The 21555-nt window shown below is 61.0% G+C and carries 22 protein-coding genes and 1 pseudogene; 10 read left to right on the forward strand and 13 right to left on the reverse strand.

The features are described 5' to 3' along the window. Positions 1-21 precede the first annotated feature (21 nt). Positions 22-1338 (reverse strand): Y-family DNA polymerase, encoded by a 1317-nt coding sequence (locus tag AC07O8_RS10440; protein ID WP_495047941.1) that lies wholly within the window; start codon positions 1336-1338, stop codon positions 22-24. After that, entirely contained in the window at positions 1268-2002 is a 735-nt protein-coding gene (gene imuA, locus AC07O8_RS10445; protein WP_495048133.1) for a translesion DNA synthesis-associated protein ImuA, read from the reverse strand. The genes AC07O8_RS10440 and imuA overlap by 71 nt, the downstream gene beginning before the upstream one ends. Positions 2003-2614: 612 nt before the next feature. Here imuA and AC07O8_RS10450 point away from each other — a divergent pair. Then, on the forward strand, positions 2615-4003 hold the full coding sequence (locus AC07O8_RS10450; RefSeq protein ID WP_495047942.1) for a hypothetical protein: 1389 nt from the start codon (positions 2615-2617) through the stop codon (positions 4001-4003). A gap of 533 nt (positions 4004-4536) precedes the next feature. On the opposite strand, the gene AC07O8_RS10455 is transcribed toward AC07O8_RS10450, so the two are convergent. Continuing rightward, positions 4537-4935, reverse strand: a complete 399-nt coding sequence (locus tag AC07O8_RS10455; protein WP_495047943.1) for a hypothetical protein — start codon at positions 4933-4935, stop codon at positions 4537-4539. 173 nt (positions 4936-5108) lie between these two features. Here AC07O8_RS10455 and AC07O8_RS10460 point away from each other — a divergent pair, with 173 nt between their 5' ends. Genes AC07O8_RS10460 through AC07O8_RS10470 form a run of 3 tightly spaced genes read left to right on the forward strand, consistent with a single transcriptional unit; the run spans position 5109 to position 8083 of the window. Continuing rightward, on the forward strand, positions 5109-6173 hold the full coding sequence (locus AC07O8_RS10460) for a hypothetical protein (protein WP_495047944.1): 1065 nt from the start codon (positions 5109-5111) through the stop codon (positions 6171-6173). 19 nt (positions 6174-6192) lie between these two features. Beyond that, a complete protein-coding gene (locus AC07O8_RS10465; protein WP_495047945.1) occupies positions 6193-7365 on the forward strand; it encodes a GmrSD restriction endonuclease domain-containing protein in 1173 nt (390 codons plus the stop codon). A 4-nt stretch (positions 7366-7369) separates the two neighbouring features. Continuing rightward, a complete protein-coding gene (locus tag AC07O8_RS10470; RefSeq protein ID WP_495047946.1) occupies positions 7370-8083 on the forward strand; it encodes a HEPN domain-containing protein in 714 nt (237 codons plus the stop codon). 8 nt (positions 8084-8091) lie between these two features. Here AC07O8_RS10470 and AC07O8_RS10475 read toward each other — a convergent pair whose 3' ends face one another. Further along, positions 8092-8244 (reverse strand): hypothetical protein, encoded by a 153-nt coding sequence (locus AC07O8_RS10475; RefSeq protein WP_495047947.1) that lies wholly within the window; start codon positions 8242-8244, stop codon positions 8092-8094. 43 nt (positions 8245-8287) lie between these two features. Here AC07O8_RS10475 and AC07O8_RS10480 point away from each other — a divergent pair. Then, positions 8288-8479 (forward strand): annotated as a pseudogene (locus AC07O8_RS10480) (tyrosine-type recombinase/integrase); the annotation flags it as partial. A 78-nt stretch (positions 8480-8557) separates the two neighbouring features. Here the strand turns inward: AC07O8_RS10480 and AC07O8_RS10485 are convergent. Then, a complete protein-coding gene (locus tag AC07O8_RS10485) occupies positions 8558-8986 on the reverse strand; it encodes a MerR family transcriptional regulator (RefSeq protein ID WP_495047948.1) in 429 nt (142 codons plus the stop codon). Between the two features lie 81 nt (positions 8987-9067). On the opposite strand from AC07O8_RS10485, the gene AC07O8_RS10490 reads away from it, so the two are divergent. The 3 genes from AC07O8_RS10490 (at position 9068) to AC07O8_RS10500 (ending at position 11503) form a co-directional block, all read left to right on the forward strand. Further along, a complete protein-coding gene (locus AC07O8_RS10490; RefSeq protein ID WP_495047949.1) occupies positions 9068-10033 on the forward strand; it encodes an acetoacetate decarboxylase (ADC) in 966 nt (321 codons plus the stop codon). Between the two features lie 30 nt (positions 10034-10063). Further along, the gene (locus tag AC07O8_RS10495) at positions 10064-11002 is read left to right on the forward strand and encodes an NAD-dependent epimerase/dehydratase family protein (RefSeq protein WP_495047950.1); all 939 of its coding nucleotides are present in this window, start codon (positions 10064-10066) and stop codon (positions 11000-11002) included. Positions 11003-11104: 102 nt separating this feature from the next. Next, positions 11105-11503, forward strand: a complete 399-nt coding sequence (locus AC07O8_RS10500) for a hypothetical protein (protein WP_495047951.1) — start codon at positions 11105-11107, stop codon at positions 11501-11503. Between the two features lie 207 nt (positions 11504-11710). Here the strand turns inward: AC07O8_RS10500 and AC07O8_RS10505 are convergent, their stop codons facing one another. The 3 genes from AC07O8_RS10505 to AC07O8_RS10515 all read right to left on the reverse strand — a co-directional run bounded on the left by AC07O8_RS10505 (position 11711) and on the right by AC07O8_RS10515 (position 14029). Continuing rightward, positions 11711-11935, reverse strand: a complete 225-nt coding sequence (locus AC07O8_RS10505) for a hypothetical protein (protein WP_495047952.1) — start codon at positions 11933-11935, stop codon at positions 11711-11713. 83 nt (positions 11936-12018) lie between these two features. Further along, positions 12019-12825 carry an SDR family NAD(P)-dependent oxidoreductase gene (locus AC07O8_RS10510; protein ID WP_495047953.1) on the reverse strand — a complete coding sequence of 269 codons (807 nt, stop codon included), beginning with the start codon at positions 12823-12825 and terminating at the stop codon, positions 12019-12021. A gap of 28 nt (positions 12826-12853) precedes the next feature. Further along, entirely contained in the window at positions 12854-14029 is a 1176-nt protein-coding gene (locus AC07O8_RS10515) for a zinc-dependent alcohol dehydrogenase (RefSeq protein ID WP_495047954.1), read from the reverse strand. Between the two features lie 132 nt (positions 14030-14161). Here AC07O8_RS10515 and AC07O8_RS10520 point away from each other — a divergent pair, with 132 nt between their 5' ends. Continuing rightward, the gene (locus AC07O8_RS10520; protein ID WP_495047955.1) at positions 14162-14623 is read left to right on the forward strand and encodes a DUF421 domain-containing protein; all 462 of its coding nucleotides are present in this window, start codon (positions 14162-14164) and stop codon (positions 14621-14623) included. Position 14624: 1 nt separating this feature from the next. Here the strand turns inward: AC07O8_RS10520 and AC07O8_RS10525 are convergent, their stop codons facing one another. Continuing rightward, positions 14625-15236 (reverse strand): cysteine hydrolase family protein, encoded by a 612-nt coding sequence (locus tag AC07O8_RS10525; protein ID WP_495047956.1) that lies wholly within the window; start codon positions 15234-15236, stop codon positions 14625-14627. Between the two features lie 331 nt (positions 15237-15567). On the opposite strand from AC07O8_RS10525, the gene AC07O8_RS10530 reads away from it, so the two are divergent. Beyond that, positions 15568-16065: a YciE/YciF ferroxidase family protein gene (locus AC07O8_RS10530; RefSeq protein ID WP_495047957.1), complete on the forward strand. Its 498-nt coding sequence runs from the start codon at positions 15568-15570 to the stop codon at positions 16063-16065. 788 nt (positions 16066-16853) lie between these two features. On the opposite strand, the gene AC07O8_RS10535 is transcribed toward AC07O8_RS10530, so the two are convergent. The 4 genes from AC07O8_RS10535 to AC07O8_RS10550 are packed head-to-tail and all read right to left on the reverse strand — an operon-like array spanning position 16854 to position 21407. Beyond that, a complete protein-coding gene (locus AC07O8_RS10535) occupies positions 16854-17201 on the reverse strand; it encodes a hypothetical protein (RefSeq protein WP_495047958.1) in 348 nt (115 codons plus the stop codon). Beyond that, a complete protein-coding gene (gene ligD / locus AC07O8_RS10540) occupies positions 17198-20599 on the reverse strand; it encodes a DNA ligase D (protein ID WP_495047959.1) in 3402 nt (1133 codons plus the stop codon). The genes AC07O8_RS10535 and ligD overlap by 4 nt, the downstream gene beginning before the upstream one ends. Positions 20600-20603: 4 nt before the next feature. Then, on the reverse strand, positions 20604-20804 hold the full coding sequence (locus tag AC07O8_RS10545; protein WP_495047960.1) for a DUF3606 domain-containing protein: 201 nt from the start codon (positions 20802-20804) through the stop codon (positions 20604-20606). 45 nt (positions 20805-20849) lie between these two features. Further along, entirely contained in the window at positions 20850-21407 is a 558-nt protein-coding gene (locus AC07O8_RS10550) for a tetratricopeptide repeat protein (RefSeq protein WP_495047961.1), read from the reverse strand. Between the last annotated feature and the right edge of the window lie 148 nt (positions 21408-21555).

A 21555-nucleotide genomic window follows, 5' to 3' on the forward strand; every position in this document is an offset into this window, starting at 1 on the left:
GGTCAATACTCATGCGTGCCCTCAGCCGAACACGCCGTGAAGGAACCACGCAGTGCCGTCGTCCAACTTCGCCTGGAAGATCCAGAGTAGCCCGGCGTGCTTGGACTCGGCCAGCCAATAGTCACGCACGACAAGTCGACCTTGGTCGGTCGTCTCGTCGCGATCCCACCAGCCGGCCTCGACGCACTGCGGCCCAGCAAGGAGCTGCAACTCGCCCTGATACACCGGGCGGTTCTTGCGTACGGCCAACTTCAGCGGCTCAGGCAGCACCCAGGTGGGCTGAGGCAGTGGCGTGCTCGCTTTGAGCTTGCGCGGCTGCGGCGCTACCGCGGGCTGCCAGTGCCCCATCCATTCCTGGCGATGGTCCTCGCGTGTGACGCAGCGTTTCACCTTGTCCGGTCCGAGCCTGGCTGCCATTCGTTCGAGCACAAGGTGGAGCGACTCTCCGTCCTGCACCGTGTCGGGCAGCAGTGAGCCGCTGCTGCCGGCTAGGTCGTGGACCTGGTCGGCGATGAGCGCCAGGTCGCCCGCCGGCGCCAGCAGTTCGACCTTGGTCAGGTTTTCTGCCAGAAGCCTGCACAGGTGTTCGACATCACGGTTCGGATCGGCAGTGCCTACGCTCAGTGAACCGCCTTCGCCTGCGTCCTTCGACCGCATGGCGTCGTGCCACCAGCGCAGGGTGAAACCGGTAACGCCGGCGTGGCGCGCTGCGAGCCATCCGCACATCTGTACAAGCAGCCGTCGCGCGCCTTGCAAGAGCGCTGGCGCATGCTCCACGCGGAAAGGCAACTCGAGCTTCGCATTAAAGGTGTCGGGCAGCACCTCCCAAACGTGCAACTCCGGCGCGTGGCCATAGGCTCGGTCGAGCGCCTGCAAAAGCTCCTTGTCGAACCGCCGACTCAGGCCGCCGCGTGGCAGCGCACGAACGTCGCCCAGGGTCCGGCAGCCGGTCTGCGCGAGAGTCGTCGAATGCGGTCGAACTGCGGTGAGGCACTCCATGCGCAGGGCGTCGAGCATTTCTTCAAGCGGCCTTTTGAAGCCGTTCTCGATGCGCGATCGAGCCAAGGCGTGCGCTCCCAAGCTGGTGGCCGCCCACGCGACCTGTAGAACTCCAAGCTCCTCAGCTTCAGCCACGACACGGTCGCGCAAGGCGCGCTTGCCGCCGAATAGGCGCGTGCTGGCCTCGACCTCCATCAAGACGGCATCTTCGGAGACGGCGACGCGGGGCGTGAACTGCAACGCCCAGACGGCCACTGCTCGAAGTGCGTCAGGACTGGGAAGGCTCGAGGACGGGTTCTGGCTGGCGCACGGCGGCAGCAACAGGGCTGTCCACAGCATGGCTTGGCTCGACGGAAACGAGGCGACTCGGGTAGCGCAGCCTCGGGGTCATGATCTTGTTCAAGCCGCCGGGCATGGACGGCAACTTGAGTTGCCCCTCCACCGGAGAGCCCTTGCGCTTGAGCACTTGGACGGCGATCTGCCAGTCGGTCTCCACCCGCACCACGACGCGCAGCGGCGCAGCAGAAGAATCCCGTGCCGCCGACTCTGGCCGGCAGAGGAAGACTGGGCCTGTGCAGCGCGCAGCGAGCACCTGCAGCCGTCGGACCTGCTCTGCACGCACCAGCGGCAGCCAGGCGATGACTGCTCCGCAGCTGCCGGCCTTCACCAGTTGTTCGGTCGACCACAAGCGATCCTTCGGGGCATCGACATCCACCCAGACCAGATGGCGATCGTCCACACCATGGTGGCGAAGGCCGGGCATATGCGGCCATAGCGTAGGGCCGACCAGGGCCACAGTACGCCCTCGCTGCGTGATGGCCGCCATCATCGACACGAGCAGACGGAGTTCCACAACGGAAAATTGACTGACCAACACCTCGGTTAGCGCTGCGCAAGGCCAGCCCCCACCGGGCAAGGCGGCATCCAGCTGCGCAAAACCCGTGGGCTCTATGTCAGCGACCAAGCCTCCGAGCTGATTCCCTCGCCACAGCGCTGCTTCCACTGCGGCCGGCAAGGGTTCATGAACCTTTGCCTCAGCATCAGAGATTCCGTTCTGACTGGGTGAGGTCAGGCTGACAAGAGGCGACGCTCCCGCCAACCCGGGCGCGGCGGGTGACATCGTTCAGCAGCAAAAAGACTGTATGGACATACAGTATATGCACACCCAGCCGATGTCCAGTTTCGGTTGCAATACGGCTGATCGAGTCCGCCTATGTGTCCGGTCGATCACGAAAGCGCACCGCTGATTGGCGGCCACCCCGAGGGCACTGGTCCCTCTCGGGTCTCTAGGCGATGCTCCCTTGTTGACGGCGAGCTGACGAGCATGTCGGACTAGCGAAACAAGCCAAAGCTCGAGGCCCGTAGGCGGCGGAAGCACCTTCGCATAAGTCTGTGAAGTGAATGCTCCGCGAGCACGCGATGCAGGTGAGGAGGGATTTCGCTCGGTTGATTATCAGAGCAACTGAATGTCCGAACTTCCAGCCACGCGCTTGCAGGACAGTGCGAGAACAGCGCGTCCTCCGATCTTGTCGCCCGAAGATCTGGGCTGCACTCAAGCCAGAATGCGTGGCGCGCCAATACGCCAAGCCGAACAACAACACGGAGGAACCCGTCCATGCTGGTCAACATCGTCGGCAGCTTCAGCTTCGAACAACGGGGCGATGCCCTGTCCATCGGAACTGAAGAGTCCTCCGTCATGGTGGCAAATGGCTACGCGCGCCTGATGCCCCCTGAGCCCACCTATCTGATGTTCAAGGGGCCGGGGGTCAGTGCCCACGTACCCTATGGCGATGCCCCCACCACCGTTGACCATGGAGGACGGCAGTGGAGCAGCGATGACTGCCTGTTGGGCGGGGCCGCGAGCTATGGCGTGTGGCTCGCCGACGATTCGAACGGAACGCCGGTCGGCATCGTCCGCAACTGGGACGGCCAGCCCCTCGCAACCGTGCCCTACCTCGGCGGTCCGCGGCACTTCGCCAGCCAAGCCATGGTCTTCACAGAAGACGAGACGGCCCAGATTCACAGCCCGCAGGGCGAGTTGATCGCCAGCTTCGCCCTACAGGGTCAAGGCGCGGGCATTCAGCATCTGGCGCACTTCGCCGGGCTATGGGCATTTCTTCGCACGGATGGCGAAGCGCCGGTCTATCAGGTGTTCGATCTAGATCGGATGTCGGTGATCGCCGCGCTGCGCGTTGCCGACGCGATCTTCGCCCTGTGTCCGATGGAGAACGGCGACGTCCTGCTGGCGGATGCCGGAGGTCTGCAGCGCTGGAGCCCCTCGTCGCCGGACACCCTTCACCCGCTACACAGCTTCGAAACCCCGCTGGACGCTAATGAGGTCCAGATGCTGCTCTGGCACGATCCGCAGCACGCCTACGTGTCCATCGAACACGATCATGCACGCGACCGCCACACCCTGTTAGGCGTGCCACTGGTGGGAAGCAGTAGCGCTGCGGTGCAGACCCTGCATTGGTCCAGCGCCTGGGCCACATCCATCCATGGCGGCTTCCTGGCTGGGCAGAATTACTTGTCGCTTAAGCGCAAGACACTGCTGGGCGACAACGCCGTTCTGGTCTGGGCACCGGGCCAGCCGCTGTCGTCAGACATCTTTGAGCCCGCCGCCGACACCGCCGTCGAAGTCGAGCAATCGCAATCCGCAGTCAAGGGCAAGCATGGCTACCGAGTGCGGGTCGAGGATGACGATCCCAATCGAGCCGTGCGCCGTGCCGCGCTGGAGCTGGGCCGGTTACTGGGCGAGACCTGCAAGGGGCCCTACGTGCAGATCGACGAGGCGGTCGACCGTAAGTTCGACGGCGCATTCCATGTGGACATCGCATGCGCGAGCGTACCCACCGATTTCGAACGCGGCTTTCTGGACGCCTACCTTGGGTTCTTCCGAGACGAGGGCCACCTTCAACCGGCTGGAAGCAAGGCGCGCCTGTCCATTGCAATCTCTTGGACTCGCGGAAGCCCGAAGTTTCCCGTGGCTGTCATGGGCAAATAGTCTGTTCCCAGCGCGCCAGCTTGCTAGCCTGGTCACCACCCCGAGCACCCAGTGCGCGGAACTAGGGGCTCTTAACTGGCAGGGTTTCACGGCGCAGGACTTGTTCGCTCCCGGTTGAGGCTAATATGGAAACGCAGGCCCACGAACGATCAAGCAGAGGTGCGTGCGGCAGTTTGAGAACGCAAGACCGCCGTCACTGAGTAAGCGTCCGGCGAACTTGTCTTGAGATCCGCATTGCCGCCGACGACGATGGTGTCCATTAAAGACTGAACTGACCCCCAGAAGTTGGGCAGCCAGTGTCTGTGCCTAGGCGTTGATCTGCAACGGGGTTGAGCAAAATATCGGGGGTCGGCTTTGCAGCGGATGCGGTCCTTCGACTTGCTGAACTTGCGGCCCGGAAGCTGTCGTTCGACGTTCGCGCTCAGCGGGTTGTGCAGCCGTCCGCTGCAGCAAAAGGTTGGGCCAAGCGGCAACGTGCGCCTAGCATGCCAGGCACGAAGTTCACGGCGAGGTGAGCGACGACATAGGCACTGTCAAACATTGGTCTTCTTCCCAGTGACGATGGAAGCAATCAGTTCAATTGCCGTCGCCAGCCCAAGCATCACGGCGGCGCCTGTAAGCGAGAGCGAAATGGTGAGCGATGCTGCGTCAGTAGTCGGACTGCCGAGTAGTACCTTAAGTGCGGTGAAAGCCGCGCGACGGGTACTGACTTCCGTTCCGCTGGACTTGGCGCCAAGTCCCGAGGCTATTGGGACGTCATCACAATTGACCGTACCTTCCCGGAGCGCTGACGCGCAACGTCGCGCGTTCGATCGAGCGCGCCAGGCAACCGGCACTTGAGGGTGGACCGGGGTGAACAGGGCATACTCCTGACCGTCAAGAATTCTGAGGCTTTCGCCAAAGCTGTAGATAGAACCGGATGCGATCACCAAAGCTACCCGCCAAAGAAGAAGTCAAGTACAAGTACTACGCGGGGTTCTCGGACACATTTGTGCGAGACGTGCTCGACGGGTTCTCAACTGCAGCCACGCGCGTTCTCGACCCGTGGAACGGGAGCGGCACTACGACAAGCGTCTGCGCCCGGCGAGGCATTCAAAGCGTCGGCGTGGACATCAATCCTGCCATGCTGCCTGTAGCGTGGGCGCGGCTTGCTCGGGCAGATCTTGTGCTCGAACTGTGTAATCGCCTTGCCAGCCAGCGCATGCCGACCTTCTTTGCTCATGGCGGCGTGGCGCAGGACGATGACCTGCTATCAGTCTTGTTTGATTCAGAGTCCGCCGCAAATCTCCGCTGTCTGCGGGCCAGCTTCATTGGTGCCGCCCAAGCTGTAGCGGCCGGCCTCGACAACAACGAACTGCTGGCTCTCTCGGGCGCAGCGTTTGTCGCCCTGGCTGAGGTTCTGCGTGAGGCGCTTCGCCCTTTGCGTGGAACGAACCCCTCTTGGTTTAGCAGGCCCCGCAACCAGGGTGAGCGAATTCGGATAGGCCGGTCAGAACTCCACTCACTCATTTTGAAGAGCGTGGCTGGGTTGGAAGCCTCTGCCGTGGCGCTATCGAGCAACCGCTCGGACGATTTTCGGTGGCCCTGCCTAAGCGTTGGCGACTCCCGTTATGGCTTGAAGGGCTTGGGGAAATTTGACCTCGCAATTACTTCACCGCCATACTGCACGCGTATCGACTATGCAGTAGCAACGATTCCCGAGCTGCTGGCGTTAGGTGAGGCCGACCAGGCGGGATTTTCGGCATTGCGGCATCAGATTATGGGTGCCGTTGTTACTGAGAAATCCAACTTAGATCTCTCTTGGGTTGATTCGAAATCGCTTCTCGGGAAGACGCTTGAAGCGATTCGCAACCACCCCACAAAGGCTGCATCGACCTACTATGCGCGGTACTTCGAGAAGTACTTTAGCGACCTGCTGCTCTCTCTTTCGCAACTGGCCTCCGTTGTCCAGAATGGCCACATAGTTGTGGTTGTTCAAAGCTCGTACTTTAAAGATGTAAAAATTGATCTGAGCGGGATAGCGACCGAGTTTTTTGTGGCGAGAGGGCTCGCTCTTTCATCCCTGCGAGCGCACGCTGCCAGATCATCAATTGCTTGGTCCAATCCGAAATCCAGAGTTTATCGCAATTCAAATGTAGATACGGAAGATGTACTTGTCTTCTCTACTTAAATTCACATAGAGGCTCTCAATGGCTGACGACAAAATCGACTTCGTCGACGATGCAGACGCGGAGGACGACAGCTACGCACCTGAGCTAGATGCAGACGACGCGCTTGAGAAGAAATATGCAAAGCAGATGCGTCAGATTCATCCGCAAAAGATCGAACTTCCAATATCAACGCTCAAGGCGATGGTGGAGGATCAGATCAGCCTCAGCCCTGATTTTCAGCGTCGTGATCGCTGGGACACCAAGAAGCAATCGAGGTTTGTCGAATCCATCATTATGAATGTGCCTGTTCCACCTGTATTTTTAGGTGAAGATCGGTACGGCAAATATGTTGTTCTCGACGGGCGCCAACGGTTGACGGCTATCTATGAGTTTTTGCGTAGTAGCTATGCGCTTGAAAAGCTGGAAGTCTGGAAGGAACTCAATGGACTGAGGTTCACGGACCTCGAGGACAAAGGCCTCGCTCCTACAATAAAGCGACGTTTTATTCCGGCAGTTCTCTTGCTTCGCGAGTCATCGCCGGAGGTTAAATACGATGTGTTTGACCGGCTTAATACAGGCGGGGTTCCATTGAATACGATGGAAATTCGCAACGCGGTATTTCAAGGAAAATTTAATCGCGTGATTCACAAATTGTCCGACGAGTCGGTCTTTCGTGAACTGTGGGGGATCCCCCAAGGTACCGCAGAGCGTAAGTCGAACACGCTGTATAGCCAGATGAAGGATGTTGAATTGGTCCTTCGCTTCTTCGCGCTCAGAGATCCCTCCAAGATTCGCCGCAGCTTTAAGTGGTGGCTGGGCCATTATCTCGATGGCAGGAATCAAGAGGCAGATATTAATCCAGATGCGGATACATTTGAGCCAGATCGCCAAGCCTTTTTCCGGGCTATAAGTTCCGTGAAACGAGTGTTCGGGTCCGAGAATGCCTTTGTGCGGCCCGACGACGCTGACAAAAAATCGAAATCAGCTCCACTCTCTGATGCGGTGATGATCGCGTTTTCATACTTGGATCCAGCTAAGATTGACGATGCGATCGCCACGTCCTTGAAAGACGGTCTTGCCAATCTAGTTAGTTCCGACCACGCGTTTCGCGCCTCAATCACAACGGGAACGAACGGAAAGGGTGCGATATCGACGCGAGTTGCTCGCCTGGTCGGCTTGGTAAACCAGTCTGCTAGCGCGGCGTTGGCTTGAGGCGATGCGTAAATCTATTCGCGCTGCCTATACCGAGTTTTCTGCATCTGCCGGACCTATCTTGAAGTTGATGGTGCGGGTGCAGAATGAATCTATGCAGGCTATGCGCGACAGTAGCATGTTGGCTCAGCACAATACGATTCAGCTCGGTAGTGTTGTGCTTCTGAGTGGGTTTCTCGAATCATTTTTGCGCGCTACATGCGAGGCCTACTTTGCTGAGTTGCTCAGCAAGGGGTACGGGATGAATCGATTGAGTGCAGCCTTCTTGGAGACACATCTTCGAGAGGGTGCTGGATATCTCGAAGATTTGGTGAAGCGCGAAGTAAAGCGGAAGAATTCTCTTGCCGATTCATCCGCATTCGTGCGGCGGTTAGTGGCTCCGATCCTCGACGCCACCAAATCGCCCGTATGGGAGGCGTTCGCACGGACTCAAGGCAACCCGTCGCCGGATGTAGTTAAGAGCGTGCTTTCGGGCCTTGAGATCAAGGGTGGCTTTGACGCCATTGCGACGGCATTGAAGGGGAAATATTCCGCAAGCACGCTCACAAGCCTTCTCAAGAATCTGAATGACATCAGAAATGAGTGCGCGCACACTGGGACCACCTCAAGCGTCCCACAGCCCAGCTCGATCATTGATCTGGTCGAATATACCCGCTACCTTACGCTTGGTATCTGTCGGCTGGTTGATCAGAAAATCACGCAGCTAACGAAACCCTAATAAGTCAGCTACCTCAAGCTGCCTGCAGTCGAGTTAGTGGAGCTGAGAGTTTTTGCTCTTTGCAGGTGCTCGGGTGCAAGATGGGCGTAGCGCATGGTCATCGTCAAACTTTGGTGGCCGAATATTTTCTGCAAGGCGAGGATGTTGCCGCCGTTCATCATGAAGTGGCTGGCGAATGTGTGGCGCCTATGCCGTTATCGGCATAGGCGCCATTCATTCGCGACACACCTCTTGCAGTCAGGCTACGACATCCGAACAGTTCAGGACTTGCTCGGCCATTCTGATGTTGCCACCACCATGATCTACACCCATGTACTCAAGGTGGGTGGCGGTGCTGTGCGAAGCCCCTTGGATTCTTTGCCCGGCACCGCATCGCCGCAAAGCGGCCGTTGGTGAACGACAGCCTCCAGCCTGAAGCGGCCGGTCGCTTTGGGACAGGCCCGCCGGTTGCGCTCAGCCTAATCGTAGAAGGGCTCAGTCGCGCTGACCGCCGTCCGTGCTAGCGGCGCGAAGTTGATCCAGCACCCATTGAGGACGCTCAGCACACGCGATGTCCTCAGGACGGTTCTTCATGGTGTCGATCACCAAGAGCAGGCGCGCCTTGTTTTGCACCAGCCGTTGTTGCAGCAACTCGATTTCGGCGACCTTGCGCTGCAGGCTCAGCAGCAATGCATCGTGCTGCCACGCTGCCTCCGAGTCCGGCAGCAGGCTACGAATCTCATCAAGCGAGAAACCAGCGCTTTGGGCGCTAGCGATGATTTCCAACATCCACAGCGCTTCCGGCCCGTACTGACGGTAGCCGTTCTCGCGACGTTCGACCATGCTGAGCAGGCCGCTTTTCTCGTAGAAGCGGATACGTGAAGCGGCCAAACCAGTGCGCTTCGCCAGTTCGCCGATCTTCATCCCAGTTCCAAATCACCGCTTGACATTGAACTTAACTTTAACCTTAGAGTTTTGGCATCGTCAACGCTCCCGAACGAAGCCATGAATGTCCGAACGATTGCCACCACCGTAGGCGCCGCCCTCAACCTCGGCGCTGGCGCCGTGTTGGCGCAGGGTCAGACCACGACCATTGACATTGCTGGCCAGCCAGTCCCGGTCGTGAAAGGTGGTCTCTATGACCGCTACCGTTCGAATCCTCCGCTCACCGTCATCGCAGCCGAAGGGCCTGACCTCGACCTGAGCTGGTTCAAGCAGCTTCAGAAGGAGCGGGTAGACGTCGGCTTCGAGTCTTACTCGCCCAATTTCTATTACCAGGCGAGCCGCGTGACGGCCATCTTTACGGCCGACCTGGACCAACTCAAGGCGCTCATACCGTCCAAGGTGCTGGAACAGGTGCAACCCCTGCAGGTATGGCCGGGTCGCGGCCTCGTTGCCCTGACGGCTTACACCTACCGGTACTGCGACAATGACAGCTACAACGAAATCGGCCTGTCCATCGTCACCAACAAGCCCGGCTCGTCCAGCTTCGGCCCGTTTACGCTGTTGAGCCAGTCGATGTCGGGAGACTTCTGGGGTTATGTGCTCAAGCTCCCTGTGAACACGGAGCTGGCTCGCGTGCGCGGCGTGGTCGGCTACAACCTGCCGAAATGGTTGACCGACATCACCTACCAGGAGACGGACAAGTCCGTCATCGTGGAAATCTACGACGCCACGACCAAGCAACTTGATTTCACGATGGAGACTCGCAAGCTCGACGACCTGTCCAGCAAGGAGGTCATGGTCAAGAACAGCTTCACCAATGTCGACCAGAAGGGCCAGTTGATGACCGGCTACTCCGTCGCGCGTCAACTCAGCCATTCCAGTAGTAGCAGCGCTGATGACGTGAAGCTCACCCTCACTGACGGCAGCTTGTCGGCCTACATCAAGGCGCTGAAACTGGGCAAACTCGTGAAGTACGAGTACGTGCCCGATTTCCAGAGCGCGCTGTACTCGCCCAAGCCGTTGTGACTCCGGTCGTCACGCAGACTGAGGATCACCATGAAGACCATCCTGGGCGCCACCGGCCAAATCGCCGTCGAACTCGCGCTGGAACTGAGGCGCACGACGACAGACGACCTTCGCCTCGTCAGTCGCGCGCCTCGCCAGGTCAACGACGGCGACCTGCTGGCACCGGCGGACCTGCTGGACGCCAGGCAGGCCGCCGATGCGGTGAAGGGCAGCGACATCGTGTACTTCACGGCCGGCCTGCCGCCCGACACCCGATTGTGGGAGGCGCAGTTCCCCAAGATGTTGAAGAACGCGCTGGACGCCACGCGCGCGGCGGGCGCCAAGTTCGTCTACTTCGACAACACCTACATGTATGCGCAGGACGACAAGATATTGCGCGAGGGCGCGCCGTTCCAGCCCGTGGGCGGCAAGGGTCGAGTGCGCGCGGAAATGGCGTCCCTGGTGTTGCAGGAAATGGCCCGCGGGGACATTCCGGTGGTCATCGGCCGCGCGCCCGAGTTCTATGGCCCGGGCAGGACGCAGAGCATCACTAACTCGCTGGTCATCGACAGGCTCAAGTCTGGCAAGCCACCGCGCGTACCTGTGCGCGACGACACGCGCAGAACGCTGATCTGGACACCGGATGCGAGTCGAGCCCTAGCCGCGCTGGGCAACGCACCCGATGCGTTTGGTCAGACTTGGCATCTGCCATGCGACGACAACCGCCTGACCTATAGGCAGTTAGTCGAACTGGCGGCCGACGTGTTCGGTGGGCCGCCCTCATACAAGGTGCTGCCCAAGTGGATGCTGATGGCCGCCAGTCTGGTTTCCAACCAAGTGCGTGAATTGCGCGAACTGCTTCCCCGCTATGAGCGGGACCACCTGTTCGACTCGACCAAGTTCAAGCAGCGGTTTCCGGAGTTTCAGATAACGACCTACCGGAAGGGTCTGGAGTTGATCCGCGACGAATCGCGCGCACCACGTCGTTGACGGAGAGCCTAGCATGACGCGGACACTGTAAGAACTTCCAGCAGCGTCGACGTTCCCGATGCGTACCATTGCGACGTGCCAAATCCCCATGCGACAGTGCTCGTGCTTGATGATTTCCCCGACGCGTCCGAGGCGGTCGCCGCGTGGCTGGAAATCGAGGGTTGGCATCCCATCGTCACGTCCACGCCGGATGAAGCGCTCGATGCACTCTCGCGCGCACCCGTCGCTGCGGTAATCATGGAGCCGTACCTGCGCCTTGGAAGCGCCATGCATGTGGCGGAAGCTGCCCGAGATAGCCGATTCGGACGCCCGCTCATCGTGTCAGTCTCGGGACGTGGGCGGGAAGGCGACCACACAGCCTACGAACCCACGCTATTCGACTTCAATTTGGTCAAGCCAGTTCTCATGGAGCAGCTCTCGACCGTACTCACGACAGCGAAGCTTCGTCGATGTCCTGCGGTTGAGCACCCTGTGCCCGCTGACTACCCAGCTAAAGACTGAAGAAAGAAAGCCCCGGCACGTGGCCGAGGCTTGAAAGCCTTGTACTGCCATCGCAGAAGGCTCCTGCTCAGGGAGGAAAAGCAGGGGGCCGGAGCAGAGCCGCAGCCCACGCCGAGTCTACGCTTGAGTGACCAGGGCGCCCACGGCTCACAACCGAGGCGGGCGGCCAGGGATTCTGAACGACGCTCCGCTGTTGGTTGAACTGCACTATTTCAATCGTTTGAAATGCACTAGGTCAACAAATTGCTCGCCGGACTCGCTCTCGGAGTGCTGCGAGATAACCTCCACCAACCCCTGCTCAGCCAGTTCATCCAATCGTTCCAGTTCGCGGGAGAAACGCTCCAACGTCTCGACCACATCCCGGTGAGCTTCAAACGAGAACGTCTCTTGGGCCCCGATTTCGGCCATCTTGTAGATGTGATCTATGAGCATGCCCCCTGAAGGTGGGAGTTAGGGAAAAGACTTGGCAAACATCGACGGTGCGCGCTGCTCGCGGGCGCTTCCGCTGCCATCATCTACTCGGAAGCACCCTTGTTGCCGCCGCCAGGCTCTGCGGTCTTTCGATGCTGCGCCGCCAACACCTCGGCCGGGGTGACGTTGGCGAGCAAGGCTTGGACCTTGTTCTTCCAGCCTGCCACCACTGAACTCTCGCCTTCCTCCATGGCCTCGTAGCCGGTCTTGGCAACCTCCGCCGGAGGTTGCTTATCGCCGGAACCCACCTTGGTGTCCGTCATATCGGCTCGCCGGAAGAACTCAGTGTCAGTCGGGCCGGGCATCAAGACAGTCACGGAAACTTCGGTGTCCTTGAGCTCGTTGCGCAGGGCGTAGGCGAATGAGTCGATGAAGGCCTTTGTGCCGTTGTAAACAGCTTGGAAACTGCCGGGCATTAGACCAGCGATGGAGCCGGTGATGAGGATTTTCCCCGCGTTGCGGGTACGCATGGTTCGACCGATGCGCTGGATCAAGTCCAGCGTGCCGGTGATGTTGGTGTCGATCACGTGCCGCACTGCCTGGAAGTCCTGGTCAAGGAAGGCATGACCCAACCCGTGCCCCGCATTCGCAAGCAGCGCATCGACCGGCCGCCCGCGCAGTTCGGCCATCAAGGCGTCCACGCCGATCATCAGCGACAGGTCCGCTTGAAGCACTTGAACTTGCGCTCCCTCGGCGCGACAAGCTTCAGCTGTGTCATCCTGGGCGCGATCCGCTGCGATGAGCAGGTCGTAGCCATGTCGCGCGCATTCCAGGGCGAGCTCGCGGCCTATGCCACTGGATGCACCGGTGACGACGGCGAACGGACGTGCGGAAGAATTGCTGGTGTTCATGAGAACTCCTCGAACCAGTGGACGGGGATCAGTTGTCGAAGGGGGTGAGCACGACCTTGCGGCAGTCCTCTTCCTTCTTGTTGAAGATGTCGTAGCCGCGCGCTGCCTCGGTGAGCGGAAGGCGATGGCTGACGATGACGTCGGGCTTCAGTTCGCCGCTTTCGATGTGCCGGAGGAGCTCTGGCATGAAGCGCTGCGCATGGGTCTGGCCGCTTGCGAAGCTCAACCCCTTCTCGAAGGCATCCCCGAACAGAAACCCATGGATGAAGCCCGCGTACACGCCGGGCACGCTCACTATGCCCCCCCGCCGAGTAGCGGCAATTGCCCACCGCAAGGAGGTGCCGCTAGAGCCCTCCAGCTTCAGTGTTGACAGCACGGTTTCCACGGTGCTTCCCTTGGCCTCGAAGCCCACGGCGTCGATTGATGCATCGACGCCGCGATGGTCGGTCTGCTCGATGATGAGCTGCGCGGGGTCATCAACTTGGTCGAAGTCGATGGGCAGCACACCGTACGTCTCCTTCGCGAAGGCCAACCTATACGGATGGTGATCGACCATGAAGATTTTCTCGGCGCCTAGCAGCCGAGCACTGGCGGCGGCCATCATGCCGACGGGTCCAGCGCCGAAGATGGCGACGCTCGACCCAGCGGTGACCTGCGCGTTCAACGCAGCTTGGTAGCCGGTTGGCAGGATGTCTGAGAGGAAAAGCACTTGCTCGTCGCGCAGGCTGGTGTCGGGGATCACAAGCGGACCGACGTTGGCTTTGGGCACGCGCACGTACTCCGCTTGACCACCGGCGTAGCCACCATAGAGGTGGCTGTAGCCGAAGAGGCCCGCTCCGGGGCGAATGTCCTTCTTGTTCAGGATGGCACCGCGGCCAGGGTTCGTTGTCTCACAGGCTGCAAACAGCTTGCGACCGCAGAAGAAGCAGTCGCCGCAGGAGATGGTGAACGGCACGACCACGCGGTCGCCCCGCTTCAAATTCGTCACACCGCGCCCTACATCCTCGACGATCCCCATGAACTCATGGCCCAGGATGTCCCCCGACTTCATGTCTGGGATTTTTCCCCGGTAGATGTGCAGGTCAGACCCGCAGATGGCGGTCGCGGTCACACGCAGCAGGATGTCGTCGTCAGCTGCGAGCACCGGATCGGGAATCGTCTCAACGCGAACATCCTTGGCACCGTGGTAGGTCAGGGCGAGCATGGAAGGCCTCTAGGTTGGCGCGCTCCAAAGCGCTGAACGCAGGTGTGGCAAACCCGACGCCTGAGTCCGCTAACGCAGGTATCGGCGTTGCCAGTTCGTTGACAAGACCGTCGCCACCATCGGAGTCGTTCAGTGTTCGACCTGCAAGTCAGTCCATGGGAATTGCTCGCTCGCGCAGCGCTCATCTACCTCGCGCTGCTGGTCATGGTTCGGGTGTCAGGGAAGAGGACTGTGGGCCAGTTCACGCCGTTCGACCTGCTGGTCGTAATGCTGCTGAGCGAAGCCGTCAGCAACGGCCTCAGCGGCGGTGAGGACTCGGTCATAGGCGCGTGGATTCTGGCCGCTACCCTCATCGGCCTGAACGCAGGGATCGCCTACCTGGGCTCGCGCAATCGGCGCCTAGAGCGGCTGCTTGAGGGCTCCCCAGTGCTCATCGGTCGCGATGGCAAGTGGTTCGAGGCGGTGCTTCGTCGCCACAGGCTCAGCGACCTCGACGTCGAGAAGGCACTGCGCGAATCCGACTGCAAGCTGTCCGAGCTGAAGATCGCGGTGCTGGAGAGCGACGGGACCATCAGCGTCGTCAAGCGCGATTGACCTAAGAGCCCGTCCGCCGGCCGCCGGTTGCCGCAATCCGCGCCTTCAACGCTTCCTTCATCCATGCCAGGGCGGCACGCTTTCGTTCGTCAGATTCAGCAGCCGTGCAGTCGGAAGGGACTGCCACGCGATAGCCCCGGACGTAAGCATCCATGGCGGTGCACTTTACGCAGTAGTCAGTCGCGAGCCCGGTCATGACGACCTCCTTGGTGCCGAGTTGCTCCAGCAGCAGGTCAAGCGGTGTTGCGTAAAAGCCCGAGTGCCTAGGCTTGAGGATCATCAAGTCAGCCTTCGTTGGAGGCAGCAAGCGCGCAAGCTGGGCGGCAGCGCCGCCTGACCTCCGGCATTCCCTCAGCAGCGTCGGCACGTCCGACCGCCACTGCCCGAAGTTGTCGTTGATATAGATGACGCACGCCCCTGCGGCATGGAACGCCTTCTTCAGCTTGGCAGCAGCGCGAGCTGCTTCGACCGCCGCTTCGGCGATGTCCTCAGCGCCCTCGAAGCGCAACGGGTTGATGAAGTCAACGAGCAATAGGACCTTGGTCGACCGCGGCATGCCTGTGCCGCTGGCGACCTGATGGTCAATTGCGCGGGAGCTGGCGCGGGTTGCCATGATGATAGGGGTGACGGCTGCTGGACGCGCGCACTAGCGCTGCAACCAAGTCCAGAGCAGGATGAAGAAGAGCAGGGACAGCCCGAGGGTAGCGACGTCGCTGAACCCGTTCAGCGCACCGAGCCAACCTCCAACGACCGCACCTCCTAGGGAGACAAGGGCTCGAACCGGCGTCGTGACGTTCAACATGGCGTCCTCCGGTTCATAACTGGCATCCGACGTGCCGCACCGGTTGCGCCAGTGTCCATCGCGAGCCGCTGAAATCTGGGGCATGCCGGCAAGGCACGGGAATCTGACTTGCTGTGTGGCCGACTCAACCGGAGAACCCACCATGGCTGTGAAAACCATCGAAGACCTTTTCATACACGAACTCTCGGACATGCGCAGCGCCGAGATGCAGATGACGCGCTCGTTGCCCAAGATGGCCCGCGCCGCGGCGGATGCTGAACTGGTTGCCGCGTTCGAGAAACACCTCGACGAGACGCAGGGCCAAGTCGAGCGCATCGACCAGATCGTCGAGCTCACCGGCATCAAGCTCAAACGCATCAAATGCGCGGCCATGGAAGGCCTCGTTGAGGAGGGCAAGGACCTCATTGACGAAATCGACAAGGGTGCAGTGCTCGACGTGGCGCTCATCGGCGCTGCGCAGAAGGTGGAGCACTACGAAATTGCTTCGTACACCGCGCTCCTGGTTCTGGCCAAGCAGCTGGGACTGTCCGAGGCCCTGCCGCTCTTGCAGGCGTCCCTTGACGAGGAGAAGGCAACGGACCAAGCGCTGGGCAAGCTCGCGGCAGTCGCGAAAGTGAATGAGGCGCTCAGGGCAGCCTGACTCGAGTGCGCTACGGCCTGTTAAAGACCGAGGCTCGCTCGGTCTTCCTCGAACAGCTTCCACCGCGGTCGCCATAAGCTTGCACCGCCCGCCGCTATGGACGGCGGGCGCAAACTTGCGTGCTGTACCACCGGGCGTAGGGCGTGTTCTTCACGAGGTGCCGATTTAAATCCGGAGCGCCATCGTGCCACCAGGGCGGTCCGCACTCACCGAGTGCGACTTTCGCTGCGTGGACCTCAGAACGCGCGGCCGCGGGCTGGTCCTCATCAAGGTGCCCACGCAGACGAAGTCGCGCGTCATGAGCTCCTTCATTAGCGTGCCGTGGAGGTCCGGTTCAAGGTTCGGATTGGCTCTTCGCCAAAGACGGCCTCGGACCACAATGTTGAAGTCCGGCACCCCTGATTCGATTTCGCCATCCAACCAGCCAGATTCCGGGCCAGCAGCCGTTACGCCAGATCGGCCTGCCACTCAGCATCATCGGACGTGTACCGCCCGCCTGCGAGCATCTGCTCCTTCAGTGTCGCCACCTAGCTCTCCGTTGATTTTGATGAACTGCGGGAAGCCAACAGGAGAACGATGCGCACGAGCTCAGGGGGGGCGTGTAGCCCAAGCGGCTGGCCGGACTGCCGCATGACTGGTCTCCAGGCTGCTTGTCCAACAATTTCCTTACCGCCGCCGTCTCAACGATCAAGGTGAGTTGGCCGGACGGATACGTCGATTTCCCCCCTCCAGCAGGCCGCCGCATACTGATCTCGCTCGGCTAGACGTATGCGTCGGCCGGCGCGACGTCACAGCTGTTCGGCGATCGGAAGCGCTTCATACCAGCCGGCGTAGGGCGAATTTTTCACCATACGCTTGTTGTAGTCGGGGGCGCCATCCATCCACCACACCCGACCGCGTTCACCAAGATGAACCTTCGTGGTTTCAATTGCCTGCCGAGCAGCCGCTCGCGCAGCCGAACCAGCAGCGCTCGTTCGAAGCCTGCTGCGGGCGGACATCAAGGCGCTGACCAGCGCGCTTCGTTGATCCTCGCTGAGTGCGGGATTTGCTTTCCGCCACAGTCTTCCTCGCACCACGAAGTAGCGACCGTCCGGCGTCACTGGGTACCCCGCGCCGACCGTCTGCGGCGCGCTCACGGCGAAAGCGCCTTCATCGCCTTGCTCAAGCTCTGACGTTTTTTCCAGTAGTCCGCCCAGGGATCTGTTCGCTGGAACGACAGGTACTCGCGTGCGGTGGCGATGGTCCACTGGGCGCCGCTCTTCAATCCCCTGAGCTGCTCCCAGGCCACAGGCATGGATACGCCCATGCCAGGACGAGCTCGAGCAGAAAAGGCGGCGGCGGTAGTCTGACCGTGTCCGTTTCGCAGGTAGTCGATGAAGATGCGTCCGATGCGGTTGCCGCCGCCGGACTTCGCCACGAACCTCGACGGGATGGTCTTGGCCATGTGCTGCACGGCGATCTGGGAGAAGCGCTTCACCTCGTCATAGGCGAGCTTGGGCGTTATCGGCACCACAATGTGCAGGCCCTTGCCACCGCTGGTCTTAAGCCAGCTCTCCAACTGCAGTTCTCCCAGAAGCGTGCGCATTAGCACGGCGGCCTCTTGAAGCATCGTCCAGGTCACGCCTTCCCCAGGGTCGAGGTCAAAGATGACGCGATCTGGATGGTCGATGTTCTTGGCCAGGGAGTTCCATGTGTGGAACTCGACTGTGTTCATCTGCGCGGCGCTGAGCAATGCCTCCGGCGTGTCCACGCTCATGAGCGCGGCGTGGCCGGGCCACAGATCAGCATCCAGCTCGGTGAGGCCCGGCATCTTGGTCTCAGGATGCTTCTGGAAGAACAGTTGACCCGTGATGCCCTGGGGCGCGCGCACTAGGGAAATCGGCCGACCCTTGAGGTGGGGCAGGATCCACTCGGCCACCGATTCGTAATACCGCACCAGATCGACTTTCTTAAACCCGGTGGAAGGATCGATTACCCGCTCGGGATTCGTGACCTTGACGGCTGGGGCGATCTTGTTCTTCCCGCCAGAAGCGGTGGCAGTCGATGTCGCACCGAGTTCCTTTGGACGCTCCCTGATGATCGCGCTAGCCGGCTTGTCGGTCCGCACGCCGCGGAATGAGGCATGACGAATCTGCCCGTCGGGCGTCCATTCGGAAAACGCCACCTCTACAACGGTCTTCGGTTTGACCCAGCGCTCGGCCCCCGGCGAGCGCTTCGACCATCGACCCGGCTTCACTTCCGCGTGATCCACCGTCGGTGTGGATGACGCCAGCTTCTTGAGCATCGCGTGGAGCTCCTTGCCGGTGGTGGCGCTCCATCCCGTGCCGACGGAACCTGCGCTTCGCAGCTGTCCCTCGTCGTAGTAGCCGAGAAGCAGGCTGCCCACTTCCGTGGTGGATCCGGCGCGATCGGTGAAGCCGATGACGACGAACTCCTGCCGCTGCTGGCACTTGAGCTTCAACCAAGTCTCGGTGCGGCCAGATGCGTACGGCGAGTCAGCGCGCTTAACCATCACGCCCTCGAGCCCCATCCGGCAGGCCGCGTTGAGCATCTGATGCGGCAGCGCTTCGAACGATTCACTGAAGCGGATCATGTCGGATGACCGATCTTCGAGAAGCTCCCGGAGTACGCTCCTGCGCGCGGCCAACGGAACATCGCGCAGGTCCATCCCGCCGAGGAACGGCACGTCGAACAGGAACATCTCGATGTCCTTGTTTCGCGCGTTGTCGATGGCGTTCTGCAGCGCGTTGAAGTCCGGTACCCCTGCATCGCCCATTACGACGATCTCGCCATCCAGCCAGGCACTCTCCAACCCGAAATCTGCGATGGCCGCTGCGAGCGGTTTGAACTTGGCAGTCCAGTCGTTGCCGTTGCGCGTGAACAGCCGCACCTCGCCATCTTCCACGCGCGCGAGAAGTCGGTAGCCGTCGAACTTGGATTCCACGATCCAGTCGCCGTCGGGCACCGAGGAGGCTAAGGTAGCGAGCTGCGGCGCCAGCTTTGACGGCAGCGGTGCCCTCTTCGCTGCCCGCATGTCTTCATCGGCCACACGTGGGGCTGGCCGTGCCGCTACATCCCGCGGCTCGCGTTCCTCCAACAGGCCGAGCGGCTTGGTTACCACGCTGTCCGGTAACGCCGTGATGACGTCGTACTCGGCCGCAGGTCTGACCCAGGCGTCACCACGCTTCTTGAACAGGATCCACTGATCCTGTTTCTTCTCGCCCGGCTTGGAAATGCGCACGAGTTCCCACAGACCAGCGAGCTTCTGCCCATGGAGCTTAAAGAGCAGCTTGCCCACCTTCATGCCTTCGCGCGGATCGCCGATAGGCTCCCAGGAGCCTCGGTCCCAAACGATGACTGTCCCGCCGCCGTACTCACCCTTGGGAATGTCGCCCTCGAACTCGTTGTAGCTGACCGGGTGGTCTTCGACGTGGATCGCCATCTGCTTGCGGGCGGGGTCGAAGGATGGCCCCTTGGGCACTGCCCACGACAGCATCACACCGTCAAGTTCGAGTCGGAAGTCGTAATGGAGGCGGCTCGCCCAGTGCTTCTGGATGACGAAGCCCAGCGCTTGACCCTTATTGCGTGAACTGGCGGCGACGGCCGGCAGCGCGCCAGGCGGTTCTGCTGTTTTCTTGAAGTCCCGCTTCTGGTTATAACGGGCTAGGGGTACCGCTAAGGTTGGCGGGGCCGCAGCGTCAGGCTTGCCGTCCTTCACCGCAGTCTTGGCCTTCGAGGCCGCCGATTTCGTGGGCTTTCTGAACTTCGCCGGGGCGACCTCGGCCCAGACCGGCGCGTGGTCGCTCGGGTTCTCGCTCGCGCGTTCTTCGCGGTCCACGCCAGCATTGATGACTTTTAGCGCGCCACCGACAAGGATGTGGTCGATGCGAAGCCCCGCGTTGCGCTCCCATCGCTGACGTCGATAGTCCCAGAACGTAAACATCTTTTCGTCTGGATGCACCGTCTTCAACGCGTCGACCCAACCCTGGTCGAGGATCGCGGTGAACGCGTCGCGCGCTTGCGGCTGCAGGAGGGCGTTGTCTCGCCACGTGTCGGGCTTGTAGATGTCCTGGTCGGTAGGGACGACGTTCCAGTCGCCCAGCATCACCACCGGCTGTCCCGTTGCCCACAAAGCTTCGGCTCGCTGACGCAATCGCTCGAACCATCGCAGCTTGTAGTCAAACTTCGGGCCGGGCTGGGGATTGCCGTTCGGGAGGTACAGGCATGCGTAGAGCACACCGTTGATCGCTGCTTCCAGGTAGCGGGCTTCCTTGTCCTTCGGATCTCCTGGCAGGGATGTGGCGACCGAAAGCGGCTCGTGTCCGCGAGCCAGCAGCGCCACGCCGTTCCAGGTGCGCTGCCCAACGACCAGCGCCTCATATCCCGCGGCGCGAAGCGCGTCGACGGGGAAACTGTCCGTCGTTGCCTTCAGTTCCTGAAGGGCGACGACGTCTGGCTTGCGGTGATCCAACCAAGCCAGGAGCTGGTCGAGCCGCTTGAGAACGTTATTGACGTTCCAGGTCGCGACCAGCACGGCATCACCGCGTCTGGTTCTTGCTTTGGCCGCCCTTGAGATGAGCCTCGACATCTGCAGCGCTGGTACCGACCGCGTTCACCGCCCGCTTCAGCTCTTCGGGCGTCACACCGAACTTCTTGGACCAGTCGCGCAGCTCGTAATCCTCGTTGACGTTGATCTTGGTGCGGTCCTGGCCGCCGGACTTGCTCTTGTCGTCAGACATGTGAAACTCCTTTTTGATGGTGAACGGATCTGGCAAGCGCCTCGCCTAGAGACTTTCTTCTCGATGCAGGCGACGGTAGGCGCTGAAGTGGCGAAGAGAAGACTGGGTATCGCCCAGGCGCTCCATGAGGACGCCGAGGTTGTAATGGGCATCCGCCAGTTGCGAGTCCAACTCCAGCGCGCGCCGATAGGCATCGACGGCGAGCGCCGGACGTCCAGAATCTTCGAGAGCCGCGCCGCGGTTGAAGTGCACTAGCGGCGTGTCGCCGCAGTGGGAGATCGCATCGTCATACAACGCCACCGCTTCCAGGCAGCGCTTGGCCTCGCACAGCATGGCGCCGAGGTTCACGTAGGCCACGCCATGGCAAGGGTCCAGGGCAATTGCTCGCCGGTAGGCTCGCTCCGCAGCGGTGGTGTCAGTGGCCTCCAGCCGCACGGCCTGTTGGAACCAGTACCTCGCATCGCGCGCAACCGGGGGAACCGGTGCCGGCGCTGGGTCGATGCGAATCTCGCTGCCATCGAGCGGCAACAGCAACTGGCCAGATACCGCATCGCGTTTGCCGGCCTCATCGGCGGCTTCGACGCTCCTGCCATTTGCCCGCACGCGAACACTGGCTAGGTGCGCAGGCCCCGGCAGGCCCCGGCAGGCCCGCTCTGACATTCTTCAGCGCCTGAATGATTTTGCGATGCGGCACCCGCGCATCTCGAAGGCCCTTCGCCGTACGGAGCACCACCAGGTCCTGCAGGGTGAA

This window comes from Roseateles sp. GW821-FHT09G09 (assembly GCF_059415965.1).

Excerpts from the sequence above, each read along its gene's own strand:
- AC07O8_RS10440 (WP_495047941.1), bottom strand. The coding sequence starts at position 1,338 with ATGCTGTGGACAGCCCTGTTGCTGCCGCCGTGCGCCAGCCAGAACCCG.
- AC07O8_RS10450 (WP_495047942.1), top strand. The coding sequence starts at position 2,615 with ATGCTGGTCAACATCGTCGGCAGCTTCAGCTTCGAACAACGGGGCGAT.
- AC07O8_RS10465 (WP_495047945.1), top strand. The coding sequence starts at position 6,193 with ATGGCTGACGACAAAATCGACTTCGTCGACGATGCAGACGCGGAGGAC.
- AC07O8_RS10470 (WP_495047946.1), top strand. The coding sequence starts at position 7,370 with ATGCGTAAATCTATTCGCGCTGCCTATACCGAGTTTTCTGCATCTGCC.
- AC07O8_RS10475 (WP_495047947.1), bottom strand. The coding sequence starts at position 8,244 with ATGATGAACGGCGGCAACATCCTCGCCTTGCAGAAAATATTCGGCCAC.
- AC07O8_RS10485 (WP_495047948.1), bottom strand. The coding sequence starts at position 8,986 with ATGAAGATCGGCGAACTGGCGAAGCGCACTGGTTTGGCCGCTTCACGT.
- AC07O8_RS10490 (WP_495047949.1), top strand. The coding sequence starts at position 9,068 with ATGAATGTCCGAACGATTGCCACCACCGTAGGCGCCGCCCTCAACCTC.
- AC07O8_RS10495 (WP_495047950.1), top strand. The coding sequence starts at position 10,064 with ATGAAGACCATCCTGGGCGCCACCGGCCAAATCGCCGTCGAACTCGCG.
- AC07O8_RS10505 (WP_495047952.1), bottom strand. The coding sequence starts at position 11,935 with ATGCTCATAGATCACATCTACAAGATGGCCGAAATCGGGGCCCAAGAG.
- AC07O8_RS10510 (WP_495047953.1), bottom strand. The coding sequence starts at position 12,825 with ATGAACACCAGCAATTCTTCCGCACGTCCGTTCGCCGTCGTCACCGGT.
- AC07O8_RS10515 (WP_495047954.1), bottom strand. The coding sequence starts at position 14,029 with ATGCTCGCCCTGACCTACCACGGTGCCAAGGATGTTCGCGTTGAGACG.
- AC07O8_RS10525 (WP_495047956.1), bottom strand. The coding sequence starts at position 15,236 with ATGGCAACCCGCGCCAGCTCCCGCGCAATTGACCATCAGGTCGCCAGC.
- AC07O8_RS10530 (WP_495047957.1), top strand. The coding sequence starts at position 15,568 with ATGGCTGTGAAAACCATCGAAGACCTTTTCATACACGAACTCTCGGAC.
- AC07O8_RS10545 (WP_495047960.1), bottom strand. The coding sequence starts at position 20,804 with ATGTCTGACGACAAGAGCAAGTCCGGCGGCCAGGACCGCACCAAGATC.